The sequence below is a fragment of the Erwinia sp. MYb375 genome (genome assembly GCF_037479175.1).
Taxonomy (GTDB): domain Bacteria; phylum Pseudomonadota; class Gammaproteobacteria; order Enterobacterales; family Enterobacteriaceae; genus Erwinia; species Erwinia rhapontici.
Map to the genome: position 1 here is coordinate 95136 of NZ_JBBGZS010000010.1, position 24805 is coordinate 119940.

General features: G+C 55.6%; 18 protein-coding genes. 5 read left to right on the forward strand and 13 right to left on the reverse strand.

What is annotated here, in order from left to right; translation table 11 throughout:
• Positions 1-18: 18 nt before the first annotated feature.
• Together WH279_RS00505 and bioH are read right to left on the reverse strand one after the other, a co-directional pair.
• Entirely contained in the window at positions 19-285 is a 267-nt protein-coding gene (locus tag WH279_RS00505; protein ID WP_133846650.1) for a YdgH/BhsA/McbA-like domain containing protein, read from the reverse strand.
• 161 nt (positions 286-446) lie between these two features.
• Complete coding sequence (gene bioH, locus WH279_RS00510; protein ID WP_339454623.1) at positions 447-1223, reverse strand: pimeloyl-ACP methyl ester esterase BioH; 777 nt, start codon at positions 1221-1223, stop codon at positions 447-449.
• A 35-nt stretch (positions 1224-1258) separates the two neighbouring features.
• Between bioH and gntX the strand changes: the two genes are divergently transcribed.
• From gntX to fabF, 3 genes are all read left to right on the forward strand, one after another.
• Positions 1259-1942, forward strand: a complete 684-nt coding sequence (gene gntX / locus WH279_RS00515) for a DNA utilization protein GntX (RefSeq protein WP_200642637.1) — start codon at positions 1259-1261, stop codon at positions 1940-1942.
• A 58-nt stretch (positions 1943-2000) separates the two neighbouring features.
• A complete protein-coding gene (gene nfuA, locus WH279_RS00520) occupies positions 2001-2576 on the forward strand; it encodes a Fe-S biogenesis protein NfuA (RefSeq protein ID WP_133846647.1) in 576 nt (191 codons plus the stop codon).
• Between the two features lie 168 nt (positions 2577-2744).
• The gene (gene fabF / locus WH279_RS00525) at positions 2745-4028 is read left to right on the forward strand and encodes a beta-ketoacyl-ACP synthase II (protein WP_133846646.1); all 1284 of its coding nucleotides are present in this window, start codon (positions 2745-2747) and stop codon (positions 4026-4028) included.
• Between the two features lie 107 nt (positions 4029-4135).
• Here fabF and malQ read toward each other — a convergent pair whose 3' ends face one another.
• From malQ to glpE, 5 genes are all read right to left on the reverse strand, one after another.
• Entirely contained in the window at positions 4136-6208 is a 2073-nt protein-coding gene (malQ, locus tag WH279_RS00530) for a 4-alpha-glucanotransferase (protein ID WP_339454628.1), read from the reverse strand.
• Positions 6189-8621: a maltodextrin phosphorylase gene (gene malP, locus WH279_RS00535; protein ID WP_339454630.1), complete on the reverse strand. Its 2433-nt coding sequence runs from the start codon at positions 8619-8621 to the stop codon at positions 6189-6191. The genes malQ and malP overlap by 20 nt, the downstream gene beginning before the upstream one ends.
• A gap of 298 nt (positions 8622-8919) precedes the next feature.
• Positions 8920-9678, reverse strand: a complete 759-nt coding sequence (locus tag WH279_RS00540; RefSeq protein WP_200642633.1) for a DeoR/GlpR family transcriptional regulator — start codon at positions 9676-9678, stop codon at positions 8920-8922.
• Positions 9679-9690: 12 nt separating this feature from the next.
• Positions 9691-10509 (reverse strand): rhomboid family intramembrane serine protease GlpG, encoded by an 819-nt coding sequence (gene glpG / locus WH279_RS00545; RefSeq protein ID WP_200642632.1) that lies wholly within the window; start codon positions 10507-10509, stop codon positions 9691-9693.
• Positions 10510-10609: 100 nt separating this feature from the next.
• Positions 10610-10933, reverse strand: coding sequence for a thiosulfate sulfurtransferase GlpE (gene glpE, locus WH279_RS00550; RefSeq protein WP_200642631.1), 324 nt, complete (start codon positions 10931-10933; stop codon positions 10610-10612).
• Between the two features lie 238 nt (positions 10934-11171).
• On the opposite strand from glpE, the gene glpD reads away from it, so the two are divergent.
• Positions 11172-12683, forward strand: coding sequence for a glycerol-3-phosphate dehydrogenase (gene glpD, locus WH279_RS00555; protein ID WP_200642630.1), 1512 nt, complete (start codon positions 11172-11174; stop codon positions 12681-12683).
• A 95-nt stretch (positions 12684-12778) separates the two neighbouring features.
• Here glpD and glgP read toward each other — a convergent pair whose 3' ends face one another.
• The 6 genes from glgP to asd form a co-directional block, all read right to left on the reverse strand.
• Positions 12779-15226 carry a glycogen phosphorylase gene (glgP, locus tag WH279_RS00560; protein WP_339454633.1) on the reverse strand — a complete coding sequence of 816 codons (2448 nt, stop codon included), beginning with the start codon at positions 15224-15226 and terminating at the stop codon, positions 12779-12781.
• Between the two features lie 21 nt (positions 15227-15247).
• Positions 15248-16681 (reverse strand): glycogen synthase GlgA, encoded by a 1434-nt coding sequence (gene glgA / locus WH279_RS00565; RefSeq protein WP_339454635.1) that lies wholly within the window; start codon positions 16679-16681, stop codon positions 15248-15250.
• A 147-nt stretch (positions 16682-16828) separates the two neighbouring features.
• A complete protein-coding gene (gene glgC / locus WH279_RS00570; RefSeq protein ID WP_200642627.1) occupies positions 16829-18115 on the reverse strand; it encodes a glucose-1-phosphate adenylyltransferase in 1287 nt (428 codons plus the stop codon).
• 12 nt (positions 18116-18127) lie between these two features.
• Positions 18128-20113 carry a glycogen debranching protein GlgX gene (gene glgX, locus WH279_RS00575; RefSeq protein WP_339454638.1) on the reverse strand — a complete coding sequence of 662 codons (1986 nt, stop codon included), beginning with the start codon at positions 20111-20113 and terminating at the stop codon, positions 18128-18130.
• The gene (gene glgB, locus WH279_RS00580) at positions 20110-22296 is read right to left on the reverse strand and encodes a 1,4-alpha-glucan branching enzyme (protein WP_339454640.1); all 2187 of its coding nucleotides are present in this window, start codon (positions 22294-22296) and stop codon (positions 20110-20112) included. Before glgB ends, glgX begins: the two co-directional genes overlap by 4 nt.
• 465 nt (positions 22297-22761) lie before the next feature.
• Positions 22762-23871 (reverse strand): aspartate-semialdehyde dehydrogenase, encoded by a 1110-nt coding sequence (gene asd, locus WH279_RS00585; protein WP_339454890.1) that lies wholly within the window; start codon positions 23869-23871, stop codon positions 22762-22764.
• A 272-nt stretch (positions 23872-24143) separates the two neighbouring features.
• Here asd and WH279_RS00590 point away from each other — a divergent pair, with 272 nt between their 5' ends.
• A complete protein-coding gene (locus tag WH279_RS00590; protein ID WP_200642624.1) occupies positions 24144-24737 on the forward strand; it encodes a YhgN family NAAT transporter in 594 nt (197 codons plus the stop codon).
• Positions 24738-24805 lie beyond the last annotated feature (68 nt).

The window sequence follows — 24805 nt, forward strand, 5'->3', positions numbered from 1 at the left end:
GCGGGCAGAGACTATCACTTACTTATAGACGTCGGCCAATGCGTGATCGCGATTCCCCTGCTGGGCCGCGATGATCACATAGTATTTTCCGCCTTTCTCATCCGCTTTTTTCGATAGGCGCGCGTTGGCATCCATCGGGTCGGTGGTGGAGTTTGTCGTCACCGTACCGATCTTTTCCAGCTTCATCTCCTGCGCTTTTTCGCGGGTGATCTGCTCGGCTGCACTGGCATTAAATGCCGCCAGGGTAGTCAACATCAGGGCAGAGATAGTGATCAGCTTTTTCATATAATTTCCTCTCCTTAGGTCAATATTTCCAGTAAATTATGGCAGCAAATCTAAGCTGCCGCTTTTATTATTTCCCCAACAGATAAAAGCAGCAACGAGGTGAATTGTTGCAAAAAATGACCAGAAATAATCAACGGAGCAGGCTGTTTTTAATTCAGAATTCAGGTCCAGAGAGTTTCACTGAAATCGATAATCTGCTGTGAGAAATCCGCCGGATGCGAGATAAACGGCGCATGGGCCGCTTTCTCCATAATATGGCTGGTGCTGGCTGGCCAGGCATCATCAAGCAGCGGGACAATTTTGCGCGGGACTAAGCCATCCAGCGCCCCATACAGGCGCAAAAATGGCATGGACAGCGCGGCGAGCGCCTGGCGTACGTCTGCCGTCTTGAGAATTTCCAGTCCGCCGTTCAGGACCTCAACCGCAGGTACCGGCCGCTCAAACACCACGCTTTTCAACGCCCGGGCATCCTGGCGAGCGCTGTCCGTTCCCAGGGTTTGTAACGCGAGAAACCGCTCCACGGTACGCTGGAAATCCTCACTCAACTGGTGCTGAAATGAGGTCAGCGTTTCCGGTTTTATGCCGGGCCAATCAGCTTCCGCACTGAAACGCGGTGAGGATGCCACGCTGACCAGACCGCGCACCCGCTGCGGCGCATTCAGCGCCACCTGGCTGGCAACCAGGCCCCCCAGCGACCAGCCCAGCCAGATGGCCTGCTCAGGGGCCTGCGCCAGCACGGCTGCCGCCATCTCGTCAAGAGTCATTGCCGGGAATCCCTGACTGTGGCCATAGCCGGGCAAATCCACCAGATGCAGGCAAAAATGTGCACTGAGCCGCTCGCTAATGCAATGCCACACCCCGGCGTTCAGCCCCCATCCGTGCAGCAGCACAAGATGGCAATCGCCCTGTCCAATAGTCTCCCAGTGAAGCACCGTCATGGGTTATCGTCCTGTATTTAAATTACGAGGTCGCCATGCTACCAATGCCAGCAGGCTGTTGGCTATGTCTGATGCCGCTCAATCTTGCACAGCACGGCTTGTGCACCGTTTGTTTACGTCGCCTTCTGGCGATGCGCGGTGGCTGCCCGCGCTGTGGACTGCCCAGCGGCGAAACAACCCGTGAATGCGGCCGCTGCCTGCACAATCCGCCTCCCTGGCAGTGGCTGGTGTCAGTCACGCCCTGGCAACCACCGCTGAGCCAGTTGGTGAACCGGCTAAAGTTTTATCACACCACCGCACTTGCGGTAATGCTGGCCCGGTTGATACTGCTATGCTGGTTAATGCAACGGCGTAACAGCGGGCTGCTTCGTCCCGATGTATTGCTGACGGTGCCACTGCATCATCGCCGGGCGTGGCAACGCGGCTATAATCAGTTGGAGGATATAGCTCACAGCCTGGCGCGCTGGACGCAATGTCGTTATTTACCCCGAGCCATCACACGTGTGCGTGCGGGGCGTATTCAGCACCGACTGGGCGCTCTGGCACGGCGTAAAAACTTACGCGGCGCGTTTACACTTGAAATTGATGTGCGCGGACTGCATATCACCTTATTAGATGATGTGGTCACCACGGGCAGTACCGCCGCAGAGATAAGCCGCATTCTGCTGGCCAGGGGTGCTGCCAGCGTACAGATCTGGTGCCTGTGCCGAACCTTGTAGAGCGTCGGTGATGGGCGTATTATAACCAATGAAATTAGTTAACTATTGAGCAATCGCCATGATCCTAATTACCGACTCTGCACAAGAGCACTTCGCAAAACTGCTGTCAAAGCAGGAAGATGGCACCCAAATTCGTGTATTCGTGATTAATCCGGGTACACCGACTGCCGAGTGCGGTGTTTCCTACTGCCCACCCGATGCAGTAGAAGCAACGGATACTGAACTGAAGTTTCCCCTGCTGTCAGCCTATGTTGATGCCCTGAGCGCACCGTATCTGGAAGACGCTGAAATCGACTTTGTGACCGATAACCTGGGTTCACAGCTGACGCTGAAAGCACCGAACGCCAAAATGCGTAAAGTTAACGAAGATGCCCCGTTAATTGAGCGTGTTGAGTACCTGTTGCAGGCCCAGATCAACCCGCAGCTGGCCAGCCACGGCGGTAAAGTTTCCCTGATGGAAATCACCGACGAAGGTTTCGCTATTCTGCAATTTGGCGGCGGCTGTAACGGCTGTTCCATGGTCGATGTGACCCTGAAAGAAGGCATCGAGAAAGAGATGCTGGCAGCGTTCCCTGAACTGAAAGGCGTACGCGACCTGACAGAACACGAACGCGGTGAGCATTCGTTCTACTGATGACCTGGGGCCGGATATCCGGCCCCTTCTCTTTTCTTCCCCGCGATTTCACGCCCCCGGTTTAATTTTTCCCCGACTGCCTGTTTAATTTTCCCTGGCGTGATTGACGCTGGATTTTTCAGCTTACACGTGTACACTGAAACCTGTTTTCGCAACCTACAGGTCATCATGTTGAACAATATTGGCAGAAGAGTCGTGATCACAGGTATGGGCTTAATCAGCCCGCTCGGTAATGGCGTAGACGGTAGCTGGCAACGGCTGATCGCCGGTCAGTCCGGGATTCGTCATCTTCCTGAAGAGGCCTATGGCGATACGGCCATCCGCGTGGGTGGGCAGGTTCCCTCCATCGAACAAGACCCGCAGCACGGTTTTGATATCGCTGCGCTTATTCCGGTGAAAGAGCAGCGTAAAGCGGACCGCTTTATTCATCTGGCGCTGGCAGCGGCCGAAGAAGCCATCACGCAGGCCGGCTTACATAATCTCTCGGAAACCGCACGTCTGCGTACCGCCACCATTATTGCCACCGGCATTGGCGGTTTTCATGCCATCAGCAATGCGGTCAAAACCGTGGCAGAAAAAGGCAGCCGTAAACTGTCCCCGTTTACAATTCCGTCATTTATCGCCAATCTCGCGGCGTCACACGTGGCGATCAAATATGGCTTCAAGGGCATGCTGGGAACACCCGTTTCCGCTTGCGCGGCCAGCATTCAAAGTATCGGTGACGGTTTCCGCGCCATTCGTTTTGATGATGCGGATATCGCCGTGGTGGGTGGCTGTGAATCTTGCATCAATCCGGTTTCACTCGGGGGCTTCCAGGCCGCCCGCGCGCTCTCAACAGCCTTTAACGACCATCCTGAGCAGGCTTCGCGCCCGTTCGACCAGGCACGTGATGGTTTTGTGATGGGAGAAGGTGCCGGGATGCTGGTACTGGAGGAATTGACCCGTGCTCAGGCGCGTGGCGCCACAATCCTTGGTGAAGTGGTCGGTTATGGCACCACTTCGGATGCTTACCACATCACTTCCGGGCCGGAAGATGGCGAAGGCGCTGCGCGTGCGATGACCATTGCGCTCCAGCAGGCAGGGATAACAGGGCGCGATATCGATTATATCAACGCCCACTCTACCTCGACGCCGGTCGGCGATCTTGCCGAAATCAATGCGCTGCGTCGGGTACTGGGTGAAGGTGCTCACACGGCGATCTCCTCAACCAAATCCGCCACCGGGCATCTGCTGGGCGCCGCCGGGGCTGTGGGGGCGATCTTCTCACTGATGGCAATGCGTCAGCAGATTGCGCCACCTTCGCTGAATATCACACAGCTGGACAGTGCTGCTGAAGGGCTGAACATCGTTAAAAACAGTGCGCAGCAGATGACCATCCGCAGCGTACTGGTTAACGGTTTCGGTTTTGGTGGTGTGAACGGTTCGGTGATTTTTAAAGCCTTTACGCCGTAAGCGCCGGGCGGACCGCAAGAGAAAGGGGTCGGGCATGCCCGACCCCTACGTGATGCGGTAATAGTTGATACCAATGTCGTAGGGGCGAGGCATGCCTCGCACGATTGTTACGGGGCTTTACGTCGTTTATCGATATCCTTAATTAAGCGATTAACGCGATCATCGGCAAACATGGCCTCCAGCGTGACGCTCAGTTTACGCCGCCAGTTAGGATACTGATCGGTGGTGCCCGGTACATTCACCGGCTCGGCCATATCCAGCCAGTCCTCTGGTTGCAGCCCCAGCAGTGCGCTGTTGCTGTCGGCAATAAAACGCTGTAATCCGCGATTGAGCACCGTTGTCATCGCCATCCTTTCAGCCCGTTTACCACAGCTTTTTGGCACACAGTGATGACGATGCAATGCCTCCAGCAATGCCTGTTTCTGGCGGACGCGATGCTCAAACAGCCCTTTGAGGACCAGCTTGTCAGGATAAATACCCAGCGTTTCACCCAGAGTCAGATCCCCGGCACTCCAGAAGCCACGCAACGTCGGCAGGTCATGGGTCGTCGCACTTGCCATAGACTGGCGTGGCCAGGCGGAGGGTGCCCGGTAACGATCCCCACTCTCCTGCTCGAAGTAGAGAACCTTCCACGAATAAATACCGCTGTCGCGCAGTTTACTGACAATTTCCGCCGGTACGGTACCGAGATCCTCACCGATCACCATGCACTGATGGCGCTGACTTTCCAGCGCGAGGATCGCCATTAAGTCATCCACCGGATAGTGGACGTAGGCACCGAAGTTGGCCGTTTCACTGTAAGGAATCCACCACAAACGCAACAGCGACATCACATGATCGATGCGCAGTGCGCCGCAGCTCGCCATATTCGCCCGCAGCAGGTCGATAAACGGTTGGTAGCCACGCGCCGCCATCACGTGCGGGTCCATCGGCGGCAATCCCCAGTTTTGCCCGAGCGGGCCGAGGATATCCGGCGGCGCGCCAACGGAAGCTTTCAACCGGTACAGTTCACGATCGCACCAGGTTTCGGATCCTCCTTCCGCCACGCCCACGGCTAAATCCCGGTAAAGCCCCACCGGCATCTGGTTCTGCTGGCAACACTGCCAGCACGCATCAAACTGACGATTCGCCAGCCATTGCAGCCATGACCAGAAACGCACTTCATCCTGCTGCTCACGGCAAAACTGCTGCACCGCCTCGCTATCGCCCTGCTGTACATTTTCAGGCCATACCGGCCAGCCCCAGCGAGCAGGATCGTCCTTCAGCATAGCGCAGTGCAGGGCATCAAAGGCGGCCTGGTTTAACAGGCTTTCTCCCCCGGCGTTGATAAAGGCCTCAAAGTGCTGCACGCTGGCGTCCTGCGCATCACGTGCGGTGAACTGCGACCAGGCATGACGTAGCCCCTGAATTTTTAATGCCCCCACCCGCGCATAATCCACCCAGTCAGCATCGCGTGCAGTGTGTAACGCCGTCTGGGTGCTCTTTTTCTGCCACCAGCGCTGAGCGGCCTTACTGTGCTGGAAATCCGGCACGGCAGCCACATCGATATACATCACATTGAGCCAGCGCCGTGACGACGGGCTGTAAGGACTGGCATTTTCAGGCAGGGAAGGATAAAGCGCGTGAATCGGATTGAGACCAATAAATGCACCGCCGCGTGCCGCGATCTCGCTGACCATGTGCTTCAAATCGCCGAAGTCACCGATCCCCCAGTTCTGGGCCGATCGCAGCGTGTAGAGTTGCACGCAGGCGCCCCACAGTTTGTCGCCGCGCTTTAACTCCGCAGGCTCATAGCAGCGTTTCGGTGCCACAATAATCCGGCACGGCCACTGTTTTTTCCCCTGCGTGAGCAGCAGATGATGATAACCTTCTGGCAGATTCGCTGGCAGCGTCAGCACCTCTCCACCAGACAGCGACCCCTGGTGGGTTTTCCCCTGCTCACTGTCAAACTGCCACTGATAATTCCCTTTTCCTCCCACCTGAAGCTGTTGAGTCCGTTTTTTCAGCAGCACATGACAGGGTGGCAGTGGCGCATTTCCCCTCTCAGGAAGGACTGCCATTGCCTCAAGCAGCTTTTCGCGCGTCCCGGCGCTCACCGCTTCCGGCTGCCCGCGTGCATTAATATATTTCGAAGCAATACCCGCCGCCGCCGCGGCCTGATCACGCTTTTTTAAGTCCATCGCCTCTCCCGGGCCGTTTTGCCTGCCAGATACGCTGCTGGTAATCCCGAATCGAACGATCAGAGCTGAACATCCCGGTACGGGCCGTATTCAGAATAGCCGCTTTCGTCCAGGCCTCCTGGTCACGGTACAGCGCTTCCACCTTCAGCTGTGCTTCGCAGTAGCTGGCGAAGTCGGCCAGCACCAGCCACGGATCGCCCCCTTTGCCCAGGCTGTGCAGCATCATGTCGAACGCGTGTTTATCCCCATCGCTGAAAAACCCTTTCTCCAGCTCTTTCAACAGGCTATCAAGATGTTTATCTTTTTTGCGTAACTTCAGCGGCTGATAGCCACTGGCTTTCAGCGCTTTGACCTGGTCCACGGTATTGCCAAAGATAAAGATATTCTCTTCACCCACCTGTTCAGCGATTTCAACGTTGGCCCCGTCGAGCGTACCTACGGTCAGTGCACCATTCAGCGCCAGCTTCATATTGCCTGTACCTGAAGCTTCATATCCGGCAGTGGAGATCTGTTCTGACAGATCGGCTGCCGGGATCATCAACTCAGCCGCCGTAATGCGATAATCCGGAATGAACACCACCTTCAGCTTGTCGCCCACCAGCGGGTCGTTATTGATCTTCTCCGCCACCTTATTAATGGCATAAATAATATTATTCGCCAGGTAGTAACCCGGTGCGGCTTTGGCGCCAAACAGGAACACACGCGGCACCACATCCAGCTTCGGGTCGTCGCGCAGCCGTTTGTAGAGAGAGAGGATATGCATCAGGCCAAGATGCTGGCGTTTGTACTCATGCAGGCGTTTGATTTGTACATCGAACAAGGCATCCGGGTTCACCACAATCCCGGTGCGCTGCACAATGTACTCAGCCAGGCGCAGCTTGTTGGCGCGTTTAATCTGTCGATACTGTTTGCGGAACGCTTTATTGTCGGCAAAGGCTTCAAGCCCTTTCAGGGCATCCAGATTGTTCGCCCACTCAACGTTAAGCGTGTCATCAATCAGCGCGGCCAGCGCCGGATTACACTGCTTCAGCCAGCGACGCGGCGTGATGCCGTTGGTGACGTTATGGAATTTCTCCGGCCAAAGCAGGTGATATTCCGGGAACAGATCTTTCACCACCAGTTCAGAATGCAGCGCAGCCACACCATTCACAGCAAAACCGCTGACCACGCAGAGGTTGGCCATGCGCACCTGTTTATCGTGCACCACCGCCAGCTTCGCCCAGACGGCTTCATCCCCTGGCCACTGTTTCTCGACCACCTTTTTAAAACGTCGGTTGATCTCTTTAATCAACGTGAAATGGCGTGGCAGCAGGCTGCGTACCAGTCGTTCATCCCAGCGCTCCAGCGCTTCCGGCATCAGGGTATGATTGGTGTAGGCGAAGGTCTGACGGGTGATGGCCCAGGCATCGTCCCAGCTTAACTGGTGCTCATCCAGCAGTACACGTAGCATCTCGGGAATGGCGATGGTCGGGTGGGTATCATTAAGCTGAATCACCTCATAGTCCGGCAACGTATGCACGCTGCGCCCGGCAAGGTGATGGCGACGCAGAATGTCGGCCACCGAACAGGCACACTGGAAGTATTGCTGCATCAGGCGCAGGCGCTTTCCTTCCTGATGGTTGTCGTTGGGGTACAACACTTTGGTCAGCTTCGCCGCATCAATACCCTGTTGCTCGGCCGTGAGAAACTTACCGTCATTAAACAGCGTGAGGTCGAACGGATGAACATGGGTGGCCTGCCACAGACGCAGTGGCTGGACAACCCCGTTGCGGTAGCCGGTCACCGGCAGATCCCAGGCTTCGCCGCGCAGGGTAAACGCCGGATGCCACGCCAGCTGGCCATCGGCATTTTTGATTACCGTCCCGCCGATGCCGACGTTCACATCCAGCGCCGCATTGTGGCGAAACCATGGATAACGCTCACGCTGCCAGTCATCCGGCGCTTCAATCTGCTGACCGTCGTCAAACGACTGGCGGAATAAACCGTATTGATAATTTAGCCCATAACCCGTGGCCGGCTGCCCCACCGTGGCCATCGAATCCAGATAGCAGGCCGCCAGCCGCCCCAGTCCACCATTACCCAGAGCAGGATCGACTTCTTCTTCCAGCAGCTCACTGAGATCGCGCTGATGCTCTGCCAGTGCCGATTTAACCGCATCATACCAGCCCAGATTCAGCAGGTTATTCCCGGTCAGGCGGCCAATCAGAAACTCCATGGAAATATAGTTAACGTGGCGCTGCTTTTTCACGGATTTCGCCACCGGCTGTGCCGCCAGCAGTTCTGCCAGCGCACCGCTGATAGCCTGCCACCACTGGTGGGCGGTCATGTCTGCGGCACATGTATAGCCAAGGTGCTGCCACTGACGCGTCAACGCCGCATCAAAGCGCACCTTATTGAATTTCTGTTGCGACATACAATCCCTCTTAAACGGGTGAGCAAAATGTGACTGAAGGCACTTTACAGTTAAGACGGCAAAACGAAAAAAAGCTCACCGCAGAATGCGATGAGCGAAAAAAAAGCAAATAAACAACTAGAGGGGGACAACCAACCGGGCTGGGCTGCCCGGATAAAGCGCACGGCTATAGGGTGCAGAGCAGGCTGCACGCCCAGAATGGGAAGAGGAAGTGAAAAAAAGAGACTGATCTGAGTATGCGTGAATTCGTTAAACGTGCCAGTAGCGGGCGACCTTTTTTTAGATCGCCCAGGCCGGGCTAGCAGAGTTCCAGATGAACTTCGTGCTGTTCGATCGTTTTCATCACACTCGGTGGCGGTGCCTGGTCGGTAAACAGATAATCGATCAACCCCATATTGCCCAGGTTAACCATCGCGTTGCGGCCAAATTTAGAGTGGTCTGCCACCAGCATCACACAGCGTGAATTTTCGATTATCGCGCGCTTGGTGCGCACTTCGTGGTAGTCGAAGTCCAGCAGGGAGCCGTCCATATCGATGCCACTAATCCCCAGAATGCCGTAATCGAGGCGGAACTGAGAAATATAGTCGAGTGTCGCTTCGCCCATAATCCCGCCGTCACGGGTGCGCACTTCGCCCCCGGCCAGGATCAGGCGAAAATCGGGTTTCGCCATCAGCAACACCGCAACGTTCAGGTTATTAGTGACGATACGCAGATTGTTATGGTTCATCAGCGCATGCGCCACCGCTTCCGGGGTGGTACCGATATCAATAAACAGCGAGGCGCCATCGGGGATCTGGCTGGCAACACGCTGAGCAATACGCGCTTTCTCTGCCGACCACATCATCTTACGGTCCTGCCAGGCGGTGTTTTCCGAACTGGAAGGTAACGCGGCACCGCCGTGATGGCGCTGAATTTTGTTTTGCTCGGCCAGATCGTTTAAGTCGCGACGAATGGTTTGCGGGCTGACATCAAAGTGCTCTACCAGTTCTTCGGTACTGACATATCCCTGACGGCGCACCAGCTCGATGATGGCGTCATGTCGTTGTGTCTGCTTCACGCTGTTCTCCTTTTAGCTTTTTTTATGACGCGTATCGACAAAGGCCATCGCCAGCCCAACCAGCAGCCCGGTCACGTGCGCTGCATTGGCAATCGACAAACCAAACCAACCGAAATACCCCACCAGCAGCCACAGAACCGCAAAGGCCATCAATCCGCGTTGCAGAAAGATCCCGCGCTCAGGGCTGCGTTCACCGCTCAGCCAGGAATAGCCCATCAGGGCGTAGACCACACCGGAAAGCCCACCAAACAGCACACCGCTGAACTTCGCCTGCATCCAGCCGCTGAGCAGCGCGGATATCAGCATAATCACGAACAGCTTGCCGCTGCCGAGCCGCTTTTCCAGCGTGCCGCCAAGATACCAAAACCACATCAGGTTAAACAGAATATGCAACAGCGAGAAATGCAGTAAGGCATGTGAGAACCAGCGCCACAGTTCAAAGTGCTGATCCGCATCAGGCCAGGAGAGCAGGCGCATCACGGCGCCATCCCCGAGCACCTGCATCAGGATAAAGACCAGCACGCAGGCTGCCATCACCGTCAGCGTGAGAACGCCGGCACGTTCACGCAGATTATCCAGCAGTGAAACATGCTGATAGTGAATGCCGCTGTCGGTCGTGCCCGAGGTCCAGCTGGCCGCCTGATAACGCACGTGGTTAGGGTCACGAATAAACTGGTTAAGTTCGTTTTCGACCACCGTCAGCTGCGATTCATCATCCAGCCACAGGGTGTAACCATTATCGTGCTCAACGCGCAACGTCACGCCGCGCGTCGCCATGTAATCGACAAACGCCTGCGCCGGGCGCAGATGAGTAAAATGGGTGATGCGCATAGAGAAGCGACTTCCTTTCAGTCAGACCAGACAAACCGAGAGTATAACGATTTCCCCTTACCTGTTGCAGGGGAAAGCGCGAGCGGTGACAAGAGAGGCGTCAGAGTGCGTCGACCTGCTGCGGGAAAGCGGCACGCCAGGCGTCAAATCCGCCATCAATACTGTAAGCCGCCGTGAACCCCTGACTGAGCAGGAACTGTGCGGCTCCTTTACTGCTGTTACCGTGGTAGCACATCACCAGCACCGGGGTCGTTAACGCCGCCTGAGAGATAAAAGCAGGCAGTGAATCGTTAGTCAGATGAAAAGCGCCGCTGGCATGGGCTGCGGCAAAACTCTGGGGGTCGCGAATATCAACCAGCAACGCATTGTCTTCAGAGAGTTTCTGCTGCGCCTGCTGTACGTTGATGCACTCAAATTGTTCCATGGTGGGTTCTCGTCAAAAGCTAAAAAAGTGACCAAATTACCCCCATTGTAGCCTGAAGCCGGCGCACAATAACCCGGCAGTTAGCAGGGAGATAAACTTTTTCTTGCAGCAAATATGTTACCTGCATCACGCATAATTGTTTTTATTAGGTTAACGCTGGCATCAATGTTGGTTTCCGATTAGTATAATGCTCGAAAACGAACATTAGTGAAAGATTCCGAACATCGGAGGAGATGACGTGGAAACCAAAGACCTGATCGTAATCGGCGGCGGTATTAACGGTGCTGGCATTGCGGCTGATGCTGCCGGGCGCGGCCTGTCAGTACTGATGCTGGAGGCGCAAGATCTCGCCTGCGCCACCTCTTCTGCCAGTTCAAAACTTATCCACGGTGGCCTGCGCTACCTGGAGCACTATGAATTCCGCCTGGTGAGTGAAGCCCTTGCCGAACGTGAAGTGCTGTTGAAAATGGCACCCCACATCGCTTTCCCTATGCGTTTCCGTCTGCCGCATCGCCCGCATCTGCGTCCAGCCTGGATGATCCGCGTGGGTCTGTTTATGTACGACCACCTGGGTAAACGTACCAGCCTGCCGGGCAGTAAGGGTTTGCGTTTTGGCTCAGACTCGGTGCTGAAGCCGGAAATCGTGCGCGGTTTCGAATATTCTGACTGTTGGGTGGATGATGCCCGCCTGGTCGTGCTTAACGCGCAGGAAATTGAGAAGCGTGGCGGTGAAGTTCGCACCCGTACCCGCGTGACGCGCGCCTGGCGTGAAAATGGTCTGTGGATCGTGGAAGCGGAAGATATCGACAGTGGCAAAACCTTTACCTGGCGCGCCAAAGGCCTGGTAAATGCTGCTGGTCCGTGGGTCAAACAGCTGTTCGATGACAGCCTGAAGCTGAAGTCGCCGTATGGCATCCGTCTGATCAAAGGCAGCCATATCGTGGTACCACGCGTGCACACCCAGAAACAGGCTTATATTCTGCAAAACGAAGATAACCGTATTGTCTTCGTCATTCCGTGGATGGATGAGTTTTCAATCATTGGCACCACCGACGTTGAGTACAAAGGCGATCCGCAGAATGTGAAAATCGACGATAACGAAGTCGACTATCTGCTGAAAGTGTTTAACGCCCACTTCAAGAAAGATCTGGGGCGTGACGATATCGTCTGGACTTACTCCGGTGTGCGTCCGCTGTGTGACGACGAGTCAGATTCTCCGCAGGCGATTACCCGCGATTACACGCTGGATGTGCATGATGATGCCGGCCAGGCACCACTGCTTTCGGTGTTCGGCGGTAAGCTGACGACCTATCGTAAGCTGGCAGAGCACGCGATGGAGAAACTGAGCAAGTACTATCCGAATATCGGTGCGGCATGGACCAAAAGCTGTGTACTACCGGGTGGCAACTTTGCCGGAACACGTGAAGATTACGCCGCAACCCTGCGTCGCCGCTTCCCGTTTATTACCGAAGCGATGGCACGCCACTTCGCGCGCACCTACGGCAGTAATACAGAACTGCTGCTGAAAGACGCGACCTCTCTTGAAGATCTGGGTGAGCTGTTTGGTCACCACTTCTATGAAGCGGAACTGCGTTACCTGGTTGAGCACGAATGGGTACGCGTGACCGACGATGCTATCTGGCGTCGTACCAAAGAAGGGATGTGGTTGAACGATGAGCAGCAGGCGCGAGTGACCGCGTGGTTGGCCGAGCACGGTAAGAAACCGGCCGCGCTGTCGCTGGCATCGTAATATCAGCGGGTCGGGCATGCCCGACCCCTACGTTATACTATGGCATGTAGGGTTGGCATACCCCAACCCTACATGCCTCGCCTTTCCGGCTCTGATTACAATCTTATCGGTTTTATCCCCCAGATCTCATCCGCGTACTCCTGAATGGTCCTGTCCGACGAGAAATACCCCATATTGGCAATGTTGTGTACCGCACAGCGCGTCCACTCTTCCTGATTACGATACAGCTTATCGACCTTATCCTGAGTATCCACGTAGCTGCGATAATCGGCCAGCAACTGATAATGGTCCCCAAGATTGACCAGTGAATCAAAGATATTGCGATAACGCCCCGGCTCCTGAGGGCTGAATACCCCGGTGGCAATCTGTATCAGGACCTGATGCAGTTCGGCATCCTCCTCATAGAAAGTGTGGGAGTTATAGCCACTGTTGCGCAGCGCTTCGACCTGCGGCGTGGTGTTACCGAAGATAAAGATATTCTCTTCACCCACATGATCCAGCATCTCGACGTTCGCCCCGTCGAGCGTACCAATCGTCAGGGCACCGTTGAGTGCAAATTTCATATTGCTGGTGCCGGACGCTTCGGTGCCCGCCAGTGAAATCTGCTCGGAGAGATCGGCTGCCGGAATAATGATCTGCGCCAGACTCACGCCGTAGTTAGGGATAAACACCACCTTCAGTTTGTTCTTCACCTGCGGATCGTTGTTAATCACCTTCGCCACATCGTTGATCAAATGAATGATGTGTTTTGCGGTGTAATACGCTGAGGCGGCTTTCCCGGCGAAGATATTGACCCTGGGCACCCAATCGGCAGTCGGATCGGCTTTGATGCGGTTATAGCGGGTGATGACGTGCAAAACATTCAGCAACTGGCGTTTGTACTCGTGGATACGCTTAATCTGCACATCAAACATCGCACGCGGATCGATCACCACATCCATTTTTTGGCTGATGTAAGCCGCCAGACGCTTTTTATTTTTCAGTTTGGCATTCGCCACCTGCTCAATAAAGTTCGGATAGTCAATATGCTGTTTCAGCTCATCCAGCTGGCTCAGTTCGGTACGCCAGGTACGACCAATCGTCTCATCCAGCACATCGGAGAGCGCCGGGTTCGCCAGTGCCAGCCAGCGACGTGGCGTCACGCCGTTAGTTTTGTTGCAGAAACGGCCAGGGAACAGTTTGGCAAAGTCAGCAAACAACGACTGAACCATCAGATTCGAGTGCAGCTCAGAGACGCCATTCACTTTATGGCTGACCACTACCGCCAGCCAGGCCATACGAATACGGCGACCATTGTTCTCATCAATAATGTAAATACGCGACAGCAGCTCCCAGTCATCCGGGTAATAATCCTGGATGGTTTTCAGGAAGTAGTCATTGATATCGAAGATAATTTGCAGATGACGCGGCAAAATTTTACCGATCATATCCACCGGCCAGGTCTCCAGCGCTTCCTGCATCAGCGTGTGGTTGGTGTAGGAGAACACCTGGCAGGTGACTTCAAAGGCGTCATCCCAGGTAAATTTGTTCTCATCGATCAGCACGCGCATCAGTTCGGGGATCGCCAGCACCGGGTGGGTATCATTAAGATGCAGGGCAATTTTATCGGCCAGGTTATCAAAGGTCTGGTGCATCGCCCAGTGACGATGAAGGATATCCTGAACCGTGGCTGACACCAGGAAGTACTCCTGCCGCAGACGCAATTCACGCCCGGAATAGGTCGAGTCATCGGGATAGAGCACGCGCGACACATTTTCCGAATGGTTTTTATCTTCCACCGCCGCAAAGTAATCGCCCTGGTTAAACTTCCCGAGGTTGATTTCATTACTGGCCTGCGCGCCCCATAGCCGCAGGGTATTGGTGGCATCCGTATCGTAACCCGGGATAATTTGATCGTAGGCGGTGGCCAGCACCTCTTCGGTCTCTACCCAGCGTGCGCGGCTGCCTTCCTGCTGAATACGGCCACCGAAACGCACCTTGTAGCGGGTGTTAAAACGCTGGAATTCCCAGGGGTTCCCATATTCCAGCCAGTAATCCGGTGACTCCGCCTGGCGACCATCAACGATATTCTGTTTGAACATGCCGTACTCGTAGCGGATGCCGTAGCCGCGTCCCGGCAGACCGAGCGTGGCAAGGGAATCCAGAAAACAGGCAGCAAGACGACCGAGGCCGCCGTTACCCAACCCCGGATCGCTCTCTTCTTCAATCAACTCCTCAAGATCGAAGCCCATCTCTTCCAGTGCCGATTTTGCATCGTCGTAGATGCCCATCGCCAGCAGCGCATTGGACAGCGTGCGCCCCACCAGAAACTCCATCGACAGGTAATACACCTGACGCACATCCTGAGACAATTGGGCACGGTTCGATCGCAGCCAGCGCTCGACCATACGATCGCGCACGGCCAGCAAGGTGGCATTCAGCCACTCGTGCTTGTTAGCAATAGACGGGTCTTTGCCAATGGTGAACATCAGCTTATAGGCAATGGAGTGCTTGAGTGCATCGACACTGAGCGTCGGTGAGGCATAGGAGAACGGTGCGTTCATATCAAATTTCCCATTTTCTGGTTACAACAAACGTTGATAGAGATCGCGGTAGGCCACTGCAGCCACCTGCCAGCTAAAATCCATCCCCATTGCCTGACGCTGAACATAGCGCCACAACGAAGGACGGGACCAGAGAACAAAAGCACGTCGAATTGCACGTAATAACGACCAGGCATTACTGTCTTCAAAGGCAAAACCGCTGGCGATACCGTCCGCCAGATTTTCCAGTGAGCTGTCATTCACCGTATCTGCCAGCCCTCCGGTACGCCGCACCAGCGGCAGCGTGCCGTATTTCAATCCGTAGAGCTGTGTCAGACCACAAGGCTCAAAACGGCTCGGCACCATAATCACATCAGCACCACCAATAATGCGGTGCGAGAAGGCTTCGTGATAGCCGATTTGCACGCCCACCTGGCCTGGATACTCGGCAGCCGCAGCAAGGAACCCCTGTTGCAGTTCTGCATCCCCAGCGCCCAGTAACACCAGCTGGCCGCCCTGCTCCAACAGTCCCGGCAGTGCTTCCAGCACCAGATCCAGCCCTTTCTGTTTCGTTAAACGGCTGACCACAGCAAAAACCGGTGCTTTATCGTCGATCTTTAATCCCATGGTGATCTGCAACTGCCGTTTGTTCTCCAGCTTGGCATCCAGCACATCACGGTTATAGCGCGCATTCAGTAGCAGATCCTGCTCCGGATCCCAGATAGCCGGATCAACACCGTTGAGTATCCCGGTCAGCCGCCCTTCCAGCTGGCGCTGTTTCAGCAAGTCTTCCATACCGTAACCAAACTCAGGCAGCGTGATTTCACGTGCGTAAGTCGGGCTGACGGCCGTGATATGGTCGGCATAGAACAGCCCGGCCTTAAGGAATGAGATCTGCCCGTAGAACTCCAGCCCGTGCATATTGAAGAAGGAAGGCGGGAGCTGAAGCAGATCCAGATGCCGCGCTTCAAACAGCCCCTGATACGCCAGATTGTGGACCGTAAACACCGATTTTGCCGGGCGCCCACGCGCCGCAAGATAGGCACAGGCCAGCCCCGCGTGCCAGTCGTGAGCATGCACCACATCCGGTCGCCACCAGTTATCCAGCCCACACGCCAGCTCACAGCCGATCCATCCCAGCAGCGCAAAGCGCAGATGGTTATCGGCATAAGCGTACTGCGACTCATCGTGATACGGACTGCCGGGCCGATCGTACAGGCCGGGAGCATCGATCAGATAAATGCCGACGCCATCGAAATGACCAAAGTGTAGCTCCACATCACCGGCAAATGTTTGCAGCTTCGCCACCACCTGAGTCGGTGTAATGGCTTTCTTCAGCGCCGGAAAGCCCGGCAACAACACCCTTGTATCCGTGCCTTCTGCGATTTGCGCCGCCGGTAATGCCCCAATAACATCAGCAAGTCCGCCGGTTTTTAGCAGCGGGAAAATTTCTGAACAGACGTGTAACACCTGCATTATCGGCTCCTTTTTTATCCTTCATACTCGAAGCTGCCTCAGCGTTGGCTTCGCTCACTCACCCGAATCACTTACCTGTGTAAGCTCATCGGGACTCTTTGCCTTGCCGCCTTGAGGCAACTTCCATTATTTTGGATAATTTTTGTGCTATCGCCAGCCAAGCTTCGCCAGCATGGTCCTGGTGACAAGAACGATCCCTTCTTCCGATCGGTGGAAACGCCGGGCATCATCATCCGGGTTTTCGCCAATCACCGTTCCTTCTGGCAGTACGCAGGCACGGTCTATCACACAACGCCGCAGACGGCAGGAACGTCCCACCTCCACGTCCGGCAGTAATACCGATGACTCAATATTGCAGAAGGAGTTAATCCGAACCCGTGAGAACAGCACCGAGTTCACCACCACTGAGCCAGAGATAATGCAGCCCCCTGACACCAGCGAATTCATTGTCATCCCATGGCTACCGGAGCGATCCTGCACAAACTTCGCTGGCGGCAACGGTTCCATATGGGTGCGGATCGGCCAGGTACTGTCGTACATATCCAGTTCCGGCATCACCGAGGCGAGATCAAGGTTGGCTTTCCAGTAGGCTTCCAGCGTCCCGACATCACGCCAGTAAGGCTCGGCCGTTTCGTCATGCTGCACGCAGGAGAGGCTGAACGAGTGCGCTAGTGCCTCGCCGCTGGCGACAATTTTCGGCAGCAAGTCTTTACCGAAATCATGGCTCGACTGCGGCAGTTCCATATCCTCTTCCAGCAGGCCAAAGAGGTATTCGGCATCAAAAACATAGATACCCATGCTGGCTAACGCCCGGCTGCTGTCACCGGGCATAGACGGCGGGTTTTCCGGTTTTTCAAGGAACTCGACCACCTTGTTGTCATCATCCACCTTCATCACGCCGAAGGAACTGGCCTCCTCCAGCGGCACCGGCAGGCAGGCAATGGTGCAGCGTGCGCCATTTTCCACGTGGTCGATCAGCATGCGCGAGTAGTCCATTTTGTAGATATGGTCCCCGGCGAGGATCACGATGTACTGCGCGTGGTAACGGCGAATAATGTCGAGGTTCTGTGTGACCGCATCGGCGGTACCGCGATACCAGTGATCGGTTGAGAGGCGCTGCTGCGCAGGCAGCAGATCGACGAACTCGTTCATCTCTTCATTGAGGAAGGACCAGCCGCGCTGGATATGCTGCACCAGGGTATGCGACTGATATTGGGTGATGACTGCGATACGCCGGATGCCAGAGTTCAGGCAGTTGGAGAGCGCAAAGTCGATAATACGAAACTTGCCGCCGAAGTGAACCGCAGGTTTCGCACGCTTGGCGGTCAGGTCTTTCAGGCGCGTACCACGGCCACCTGCAAGGATCAGCGCAACAGTTTGTGTAGGGAGTTGCCTTGCCAGCATTACAGGGTCGTTCTTATCTAATTTGACCATGTCTGATTCCTATTATGATTGTTCCTGGAACACGCACACACCGTGGGCGGCTCCATGCCAGACCGTTGACAGAATCGGGTTATCATCCCCGGCAAAGGGAGGAATGGCATGCCATTTCCCTTCAGGTAACACCAGGTCATACACTTCTTCGGTGGCGTTGATCGTCAGTAGCCAGTGCTGTGAAAGCCTGATCTGCAAACGATGCGCCCCCTGCTCCCACTGCTCGGTGGTCAACGGCTGTCCCTGGTCGTTCAGCCACTCCACATTGCCATCACCGTCCTGCCACCAGCGGTCCTGCTGCAACGCCGGAATACGGCGGCGCAGATGGAGCAGTGCGGCGGTGAAAGCAAACAGTCCGCGATCGTGCTGCTGCCAGTCGAGCCATGTCAGCGGATTGTCCTGGCAGTACGCATTATTGTTACCGTGCTGGCTGTGCCCGTGTTCATCCCCGGCCAGTAACATCGGCGTTCCCTGCGCCAGCAGCAGCGTGGCCAACAGGGCATGCACGCTCCGACGGCGGTGTTCCATGATCAGTAACGGTGCCTGTAATCCTTCCACACCGTGGTTATGGCTGAAGTTATTGTTGCTGCCATCACGGTTATCTTCGCCGTTCGCTTCGTTATGTTTATGTTGATAGCTGACCACATCACGCAGGGTAAAACCGTCGTGGGCGGTGACGAGGTTGATACTGCTGGAGGGCCGTCGGCCGCCACGATCGAAGATATCGCTCGACCCGGCAAAACGCCGTGCAAAGTCGCCGTTAGACAACTCACCATGCAGCCAGTAACGCCGCGTGGTATCGCGAAAATGGTCATTCCATTCGGCGAACGGAGGCGGAAAATGCCCTACCTGATACCCCCCGATGCCGATATCCCAGGGCTCGGCAATCAGCTTGCAACCCGACAGCACAGGATCGGCCGCCATCGCCTGAAACAGCGGCGCATCCTGCTGATAGTCCGGCGTGCGCCCCAGTACGGTGGCCAGATCAAAGCGGAAGCCATCAACATGGCACTCTTCTACCCAGTAACGCAGGCAGTCGAGCATCCACGCCATCACCTGCGGGTGGCTGAGATTCTGCGTGTTGCCACAACCGGTCCAGTTCTGATATTCCCCCTGCCCGTCCAGCCAGTAGTAGCTCTGATTATCGATGCCGCGCATCGACAGTGTGGGGCCGGTCTCCTCCAGCTCAGCGGTGTGGTTAAACACCACGTCAAGAATCACTTCTATACCAGCCTGATGCAGCGCCTTCACAGCCTGCTGGAACTCCTGACGCGGATGCAGCTGCTGCTGGCCGGAGGCGTAGCGCGCCTCCAGCGCGTAGCAGGCCAGCGGGTTATAGCCCCAGTAATTACTCAATCCCATACGCAGTAAGCGCGGTTCACTGGCGAAGCAGGCCACCGGCAGCAACTCCAGGCTGGTGATCCCCAGTCGCTGGAAGTAGTCGATCATCACCGGATGCCCCAACGCCGCGTAGGTGCCGCGTATCGCTTCCGGGATATCCGGATGCCGCTTTGTCAGGCCACGCACATGAGCCTCATAAATCACGGTACTGCCCCAGGGAACACGCGGCGCAGCATCGTCTCCCCAGTCGAAATCATCCGCCAGCACCACGCTTTTCGGTGCCAGTGGTCCACTGTCGAGAGGGTCGGGCTGCTGCACTCCACACTGGAAGCAGGGATCGTCCGTCACCTCACCCAGCACCTCGTGCGCGCAGGGATCGAGCAACAGCTTCGCCGGGTTAAAACGCTGCCCCTGTTGCGGCTGCCACGGGCCATGCACGCGGTAACCATAACGCTGGCCCGGTTTACCGCCGGGGAGGTAGCCATGCCAGATATCACCGCTGCGGGCCGGGAGGTCAACGCGGGTTTCCGCGCCGCTGGCATCAAACAGACACAGCTCCACGCGTTCCGCATGCTGCGAGAACAGCGTAAAATTCACGCCCTTGCCGTCATAGCTGGCACCGCGTGGTGCAGGAAGCCCCTCCCGTAATGGCGTCATTCTGCCTCCCGCACCAGCCACAGCGTCGAGAGCGCAGGCAGCGTCAGACTGAGAGAGTGGCTGCGGTTATGGCTGCCCCAGTCATCGGTGCTGACCGTTCCCAGGTTGCCGTTATTACCGCCGTGATAATGGCCGGAGTCGGTGTTCAGCACTTCGCGCCAGCGCCCGGCACCCGACACGCCAAAGCGATAGCTTTCACGCTGCACCGGGGTAAAGTTACTGGCGACGATCAGCTCATTGCCGTCACGATCGCGGCGCACAAAGACAAACACCGAGTTATCAAAATCATCCACCACCAGCCATTCAAACCCGGCCGGGTCGAAATCCAGCTGATGCAGCGGCGTCTGTGCCTGGTAGGTATGATTCAGATCGCGCACCAGACGCTGCACGCCGTTATGCCAGTTGTCTTCCCCTTCCAGCAGATGCCAGTCCAGGCTGGTATCGTGGTTCCACTCTTTGCCCTGAGCGAACTCATTCCCCATAAACAACAGCTTTTTACCCGGGAAGCCAAACATCCAGCCGTAATAGGCACGCAGGTTGGCGAACTTCTGCCAGGTGTCACCTGGCATGCGGTCCAGAATCGACTTCTTGCCGTGAACCACTTCATCGTGGGACAGCGGTAGCACGAAGTTTTCGGTGTAGTTGTAAAGCATACCGAACGTCATCAGATTGTGATGATGGCGACGGTAGATCGGATCGAGCTTCATATAGTCGAGGGTGTCGTGCATCCAGCCGAGGTTCCATTTAAACCAAAAGCCCAGGCCGCCCATTTCCGGCGGTCGCGACACGCCATCAAAGTCCGTTGACTCCTCCGCCACGGTAATCGAACCGGGGGCCGCATGGCCCAGCGTTCGGTTGGTGTAGCGCAGGAAAGAAATCGCCTCGAAATTCTCACGTCCGCCAACATGATTTGGTACCCATTCGCCTTCGGCGCGGCTGTAGTCGCGGTAAATCATGGATGCCACTGCATCCACCCGCAGGCCATCAATGCCGAAACGCTCGATCCAGTACAGTGCATTCCCCGCCAGATAATTACTCACCTCACGGCGACCAAAGTTATAAATCAGCGTGTTCCAGTCCTGGTGAAAGCCTTCGCGCGGGTCACCGTGTTCATACAGCTCCGTGCCATCAAACTTCACCAGACCAAATTCATCCGATGGAAAGTGGCCGGGAACCCAGTCCAGCAGCACGTTCAGCCCGGCATTGTGGGCCGCCGTAATAAAGGCACGGAAATCATCGCGAGTGCCGAAACGGCGCGTTGGGGCATACATTCCCAGTGGCTGATAACCCCAGCTCCCGTCGAATGGATGCTCATTGATGGGCAATAGCTCCAGATGGGTAAAGCCCATCTCTTTGGCATAAGGCACCAGTTGTTCTGCCAGCTCTTTGTAACTCAGCCAGAAGTGGTTATCCGTGTGGCGGCGCCAGGAACCCAGGTGCACTTCATAAATCGAGATCGGTGCGTCAAAACCGTTCGCACGCTGGCGCTCCGGCGACAGCGTGGTTTTCTCTGGAATACCGCAAATCATGGAGGCGGTTTGCGGACGCATCTGCGCCTCGAACGCGTACGGGTCAGCTTTCAGGCGCAGCTGGCCCTGATGGTCGATAATCTCGAACTTATAAAGCTGCCCCTGCGTGGCACCCGGGATGAACAACTCCCAGATACCAATTTCGCGCCGCAGGCGCATCGGATGCCGACGGCCATCCCAAAAGTTGAATTCACCGACCACAGAGATGCGCTGGGCATTCGGCGCCCAGACGGCAAAGCGGGTGCCAATCACACCGTCAATCACATCGCCATGCGCACCCAGGGTTTCATAGGGCCGCAGATGGGTCCCTTCCGCCAGCAGCCAGCTGTCCATTTCCGGCAGCAGCGGACCAAAGCGGTAAGCATCATCAATTAAATTTTGCTGGCCGTGCCAGGTGACGGCCAGTTGATAGCGAAACGGGGTCTTACGTTTGGGGATCACCCCCTGAAAAAAACCGCGAGAGTCGAGGCACGCCAGCTGCACACATTTATTGCCCGTACTGGTTTCAATCACCCAGACTTCGCTGGCGTCCGGTAACAGAGCACGTACTTCAAGACCCTTGTCAGTCTTGTGCATGCCCAGTAAATAAAAGGGGTCAGCAAAATGACCAGAGACTAAAGCGTTAATCACACGACGATCCATAAGCTCTGACATGACTTTCTTCCCGTGATGATCGGCAGTCGACTGGCTGAATCCCCGGTTCGGGTATCGCCGATGCACTGCTCTTCATTGAGCCCAAAACACACTGACCGGCAGAGGTAACCTTCACTGGATAAAAACTGCCGCAGCGTGCAATAAAATAACGAAGTGAAAAAGAATAATGTTTTAGGGACTGTTGCTTTTAAGCATAGCCAGGGGAAAACAATAGCCATGGATGAAAGCGTAAAAATATTTCTTTCAGATCAAAGTTTATTGCTTTAAAGGCGTGAGACAGGAACATCAGACCCTTCTTAGGCCTGCCAGGGATCAAGCTCCGGGCAAGGGAAAGGCACTGAAATCTGGCGCAGAGAATCGCCAGTTAAAACTCAGGAAGGTACACGTAATAACAGTGAAAAATGATGATGCAATTGGATACAGGGTGACATCCCCCTGCCAATGGCAGAGGGGAAAATACCCGAATTAACCTACCAGCAGACGCAGCATACGGCGCAGCGGTTCTGCCGCGCCCCACAGCAGCTGGTCACCGACGGTAAAGGCAGAAAGATAATCCGGCCCCATGTTCAGCTTACGCAGGCGGCCTACCGGGGTGTTCAGCGTGCCGGTAACGGCGGCTGGCGTCAGTTCACGCATGGAGATCTCACGGTCATTTGGCACGACTTTCACCCAGTCGTTATGCGCGGCCAGCATTTGTTCGATTTCTGCCAGCGGCACATCTTTTTTCAGCTTCAGAGTAAACGCCTGGCTGTGGCAGCGCAGCGCGCCAACGCGTACGCACAGACCGTCAACCGGGACGACGCTGCTGGTACGCAGGATTTTGTTGGTTTCCGCCTGGCCTTTCCACTCTTCGCGCGTCTGGCCGTTATCCAGCTGTTTGTCGATCCACGGGATCAGGCTGCCCGCCAGCGGCACGCCGAAATTATCGGTTGGCAACACGCCAGTACGGCTCAGCTCGGTGACTTTACGCTCAATGTCGAGGATGGCAGAAGCCGGGTCCTGCAACTCTTTCGCCACGTGGTTGTGCAGCATGCCCATCTGGGTCAGCAGTTCACGCATATGGCGCGCGCCACCGCCGGAAGCCGCCTGGTAGGTCGCCACGGACGCCCACTCCACCAGGTTATTTTCAAACAGACCGCCCAGTGACATCAGCATCAGGCTCACGGTGCAGTTACCGCCAACGAAGGTTTTTATTCCGTTGTTCAGGCCGTCGTGGATCACCTTGTGGTTGACCGGGTCGAGAATAATAATCGCGTCATCTTTCATACGCAGCGTGGATGCCGCATCGATCCAGTAGCCGTTCCAGCCGGCTGCGCGCAGCTTAGGATAAATATCGCTGGTGTAGTCGCCGCCCTGACAGGTGATGATAATATCCAGCGCTTTCAGCGCTTCAATATCAAAGGCATCCTGCAACGTGCCCGCAGACTGGCCGCCGAACGCTGGCGCCGCCTGGCCGTGCTGAGACGTCGAGAAGAATACCGGGCGAATCACATCAAAATCGCGCTCTTCGCTCATGCGCTGCATGAGTACCGAGCCCACCATCCCACGCCAACCTACCAATCCTACAGATTTCATCATTACCTTTATCCCGGGCTACTTTACTTGCCATTTTCTCCCCCGGCAGTGCTCGCAATCCTCACGTACTTCAGTACGCTACGGTTGCTGTACGCTGGCGGTAAGCAAACTGGCTGCGACAGTGGCGCCTGACCTGTTAGAGTTAAAATATTAGATTGCTAAACCTTACAAGTTGCAGGAAAAGTGGCAAGTGAATTAAATCGATTAGACGGTTTTTTTTAGCAGCTCTGCTTATAAGAGGCGAACATTGATGAATAAAGAGAACAACAACGATGACTGAAATGATCTCGGCCACGATATTATTGTTGCTGATAATGGATCCGCTGGGCAATTTGCCGATTTTTATGTCGGTTTTGAAGCATCTGGAGCCGAAACGTCGACGGATGGTGCTCATTCGCGAAATGCTGATTGCGCTGCTGATCATGCTGCTGTTTCTGTTTGCGGGCGAAAAAATTCTCGCGTTCCTGAATCTGCGTACCGAAACGGTATCGATCTCCGGCGGCATTATTCTGTTTCTCATCGCCATTAAGATGATTTTCCCTTCGCAGGAAAGTAGCAGTACCGGGTTGTCGGCGGGTGAAGAGCCATTCCTGGTGCCACTGGCGATCCCGCTGGTGGCCGGACCTTCTTTGCTGGCAACCCTGATGCTGCTGTCGCACCAGTATCCACAGAATATGGGCCATCTGGTCGGTGCACTGCTGATTGCATGGGGACTGACGGTGGTGATTTTACTGTTATCGGGGCTGTTTTTACGACTGCTGGGAGATAAAGGGGTCAATGCGCTGGAGCGGCTGATGGGGTTGATTCTGATTATGCTGGCAACGCAGATGTTTCTCGATGGGATACGCGTTTATCTGAAGCTGTGATGCTGGCATGGGCTTAAGGTCGAGGCATGCCTCGACCCTACGTAAATCGTATTAATACGTAGGGCAAG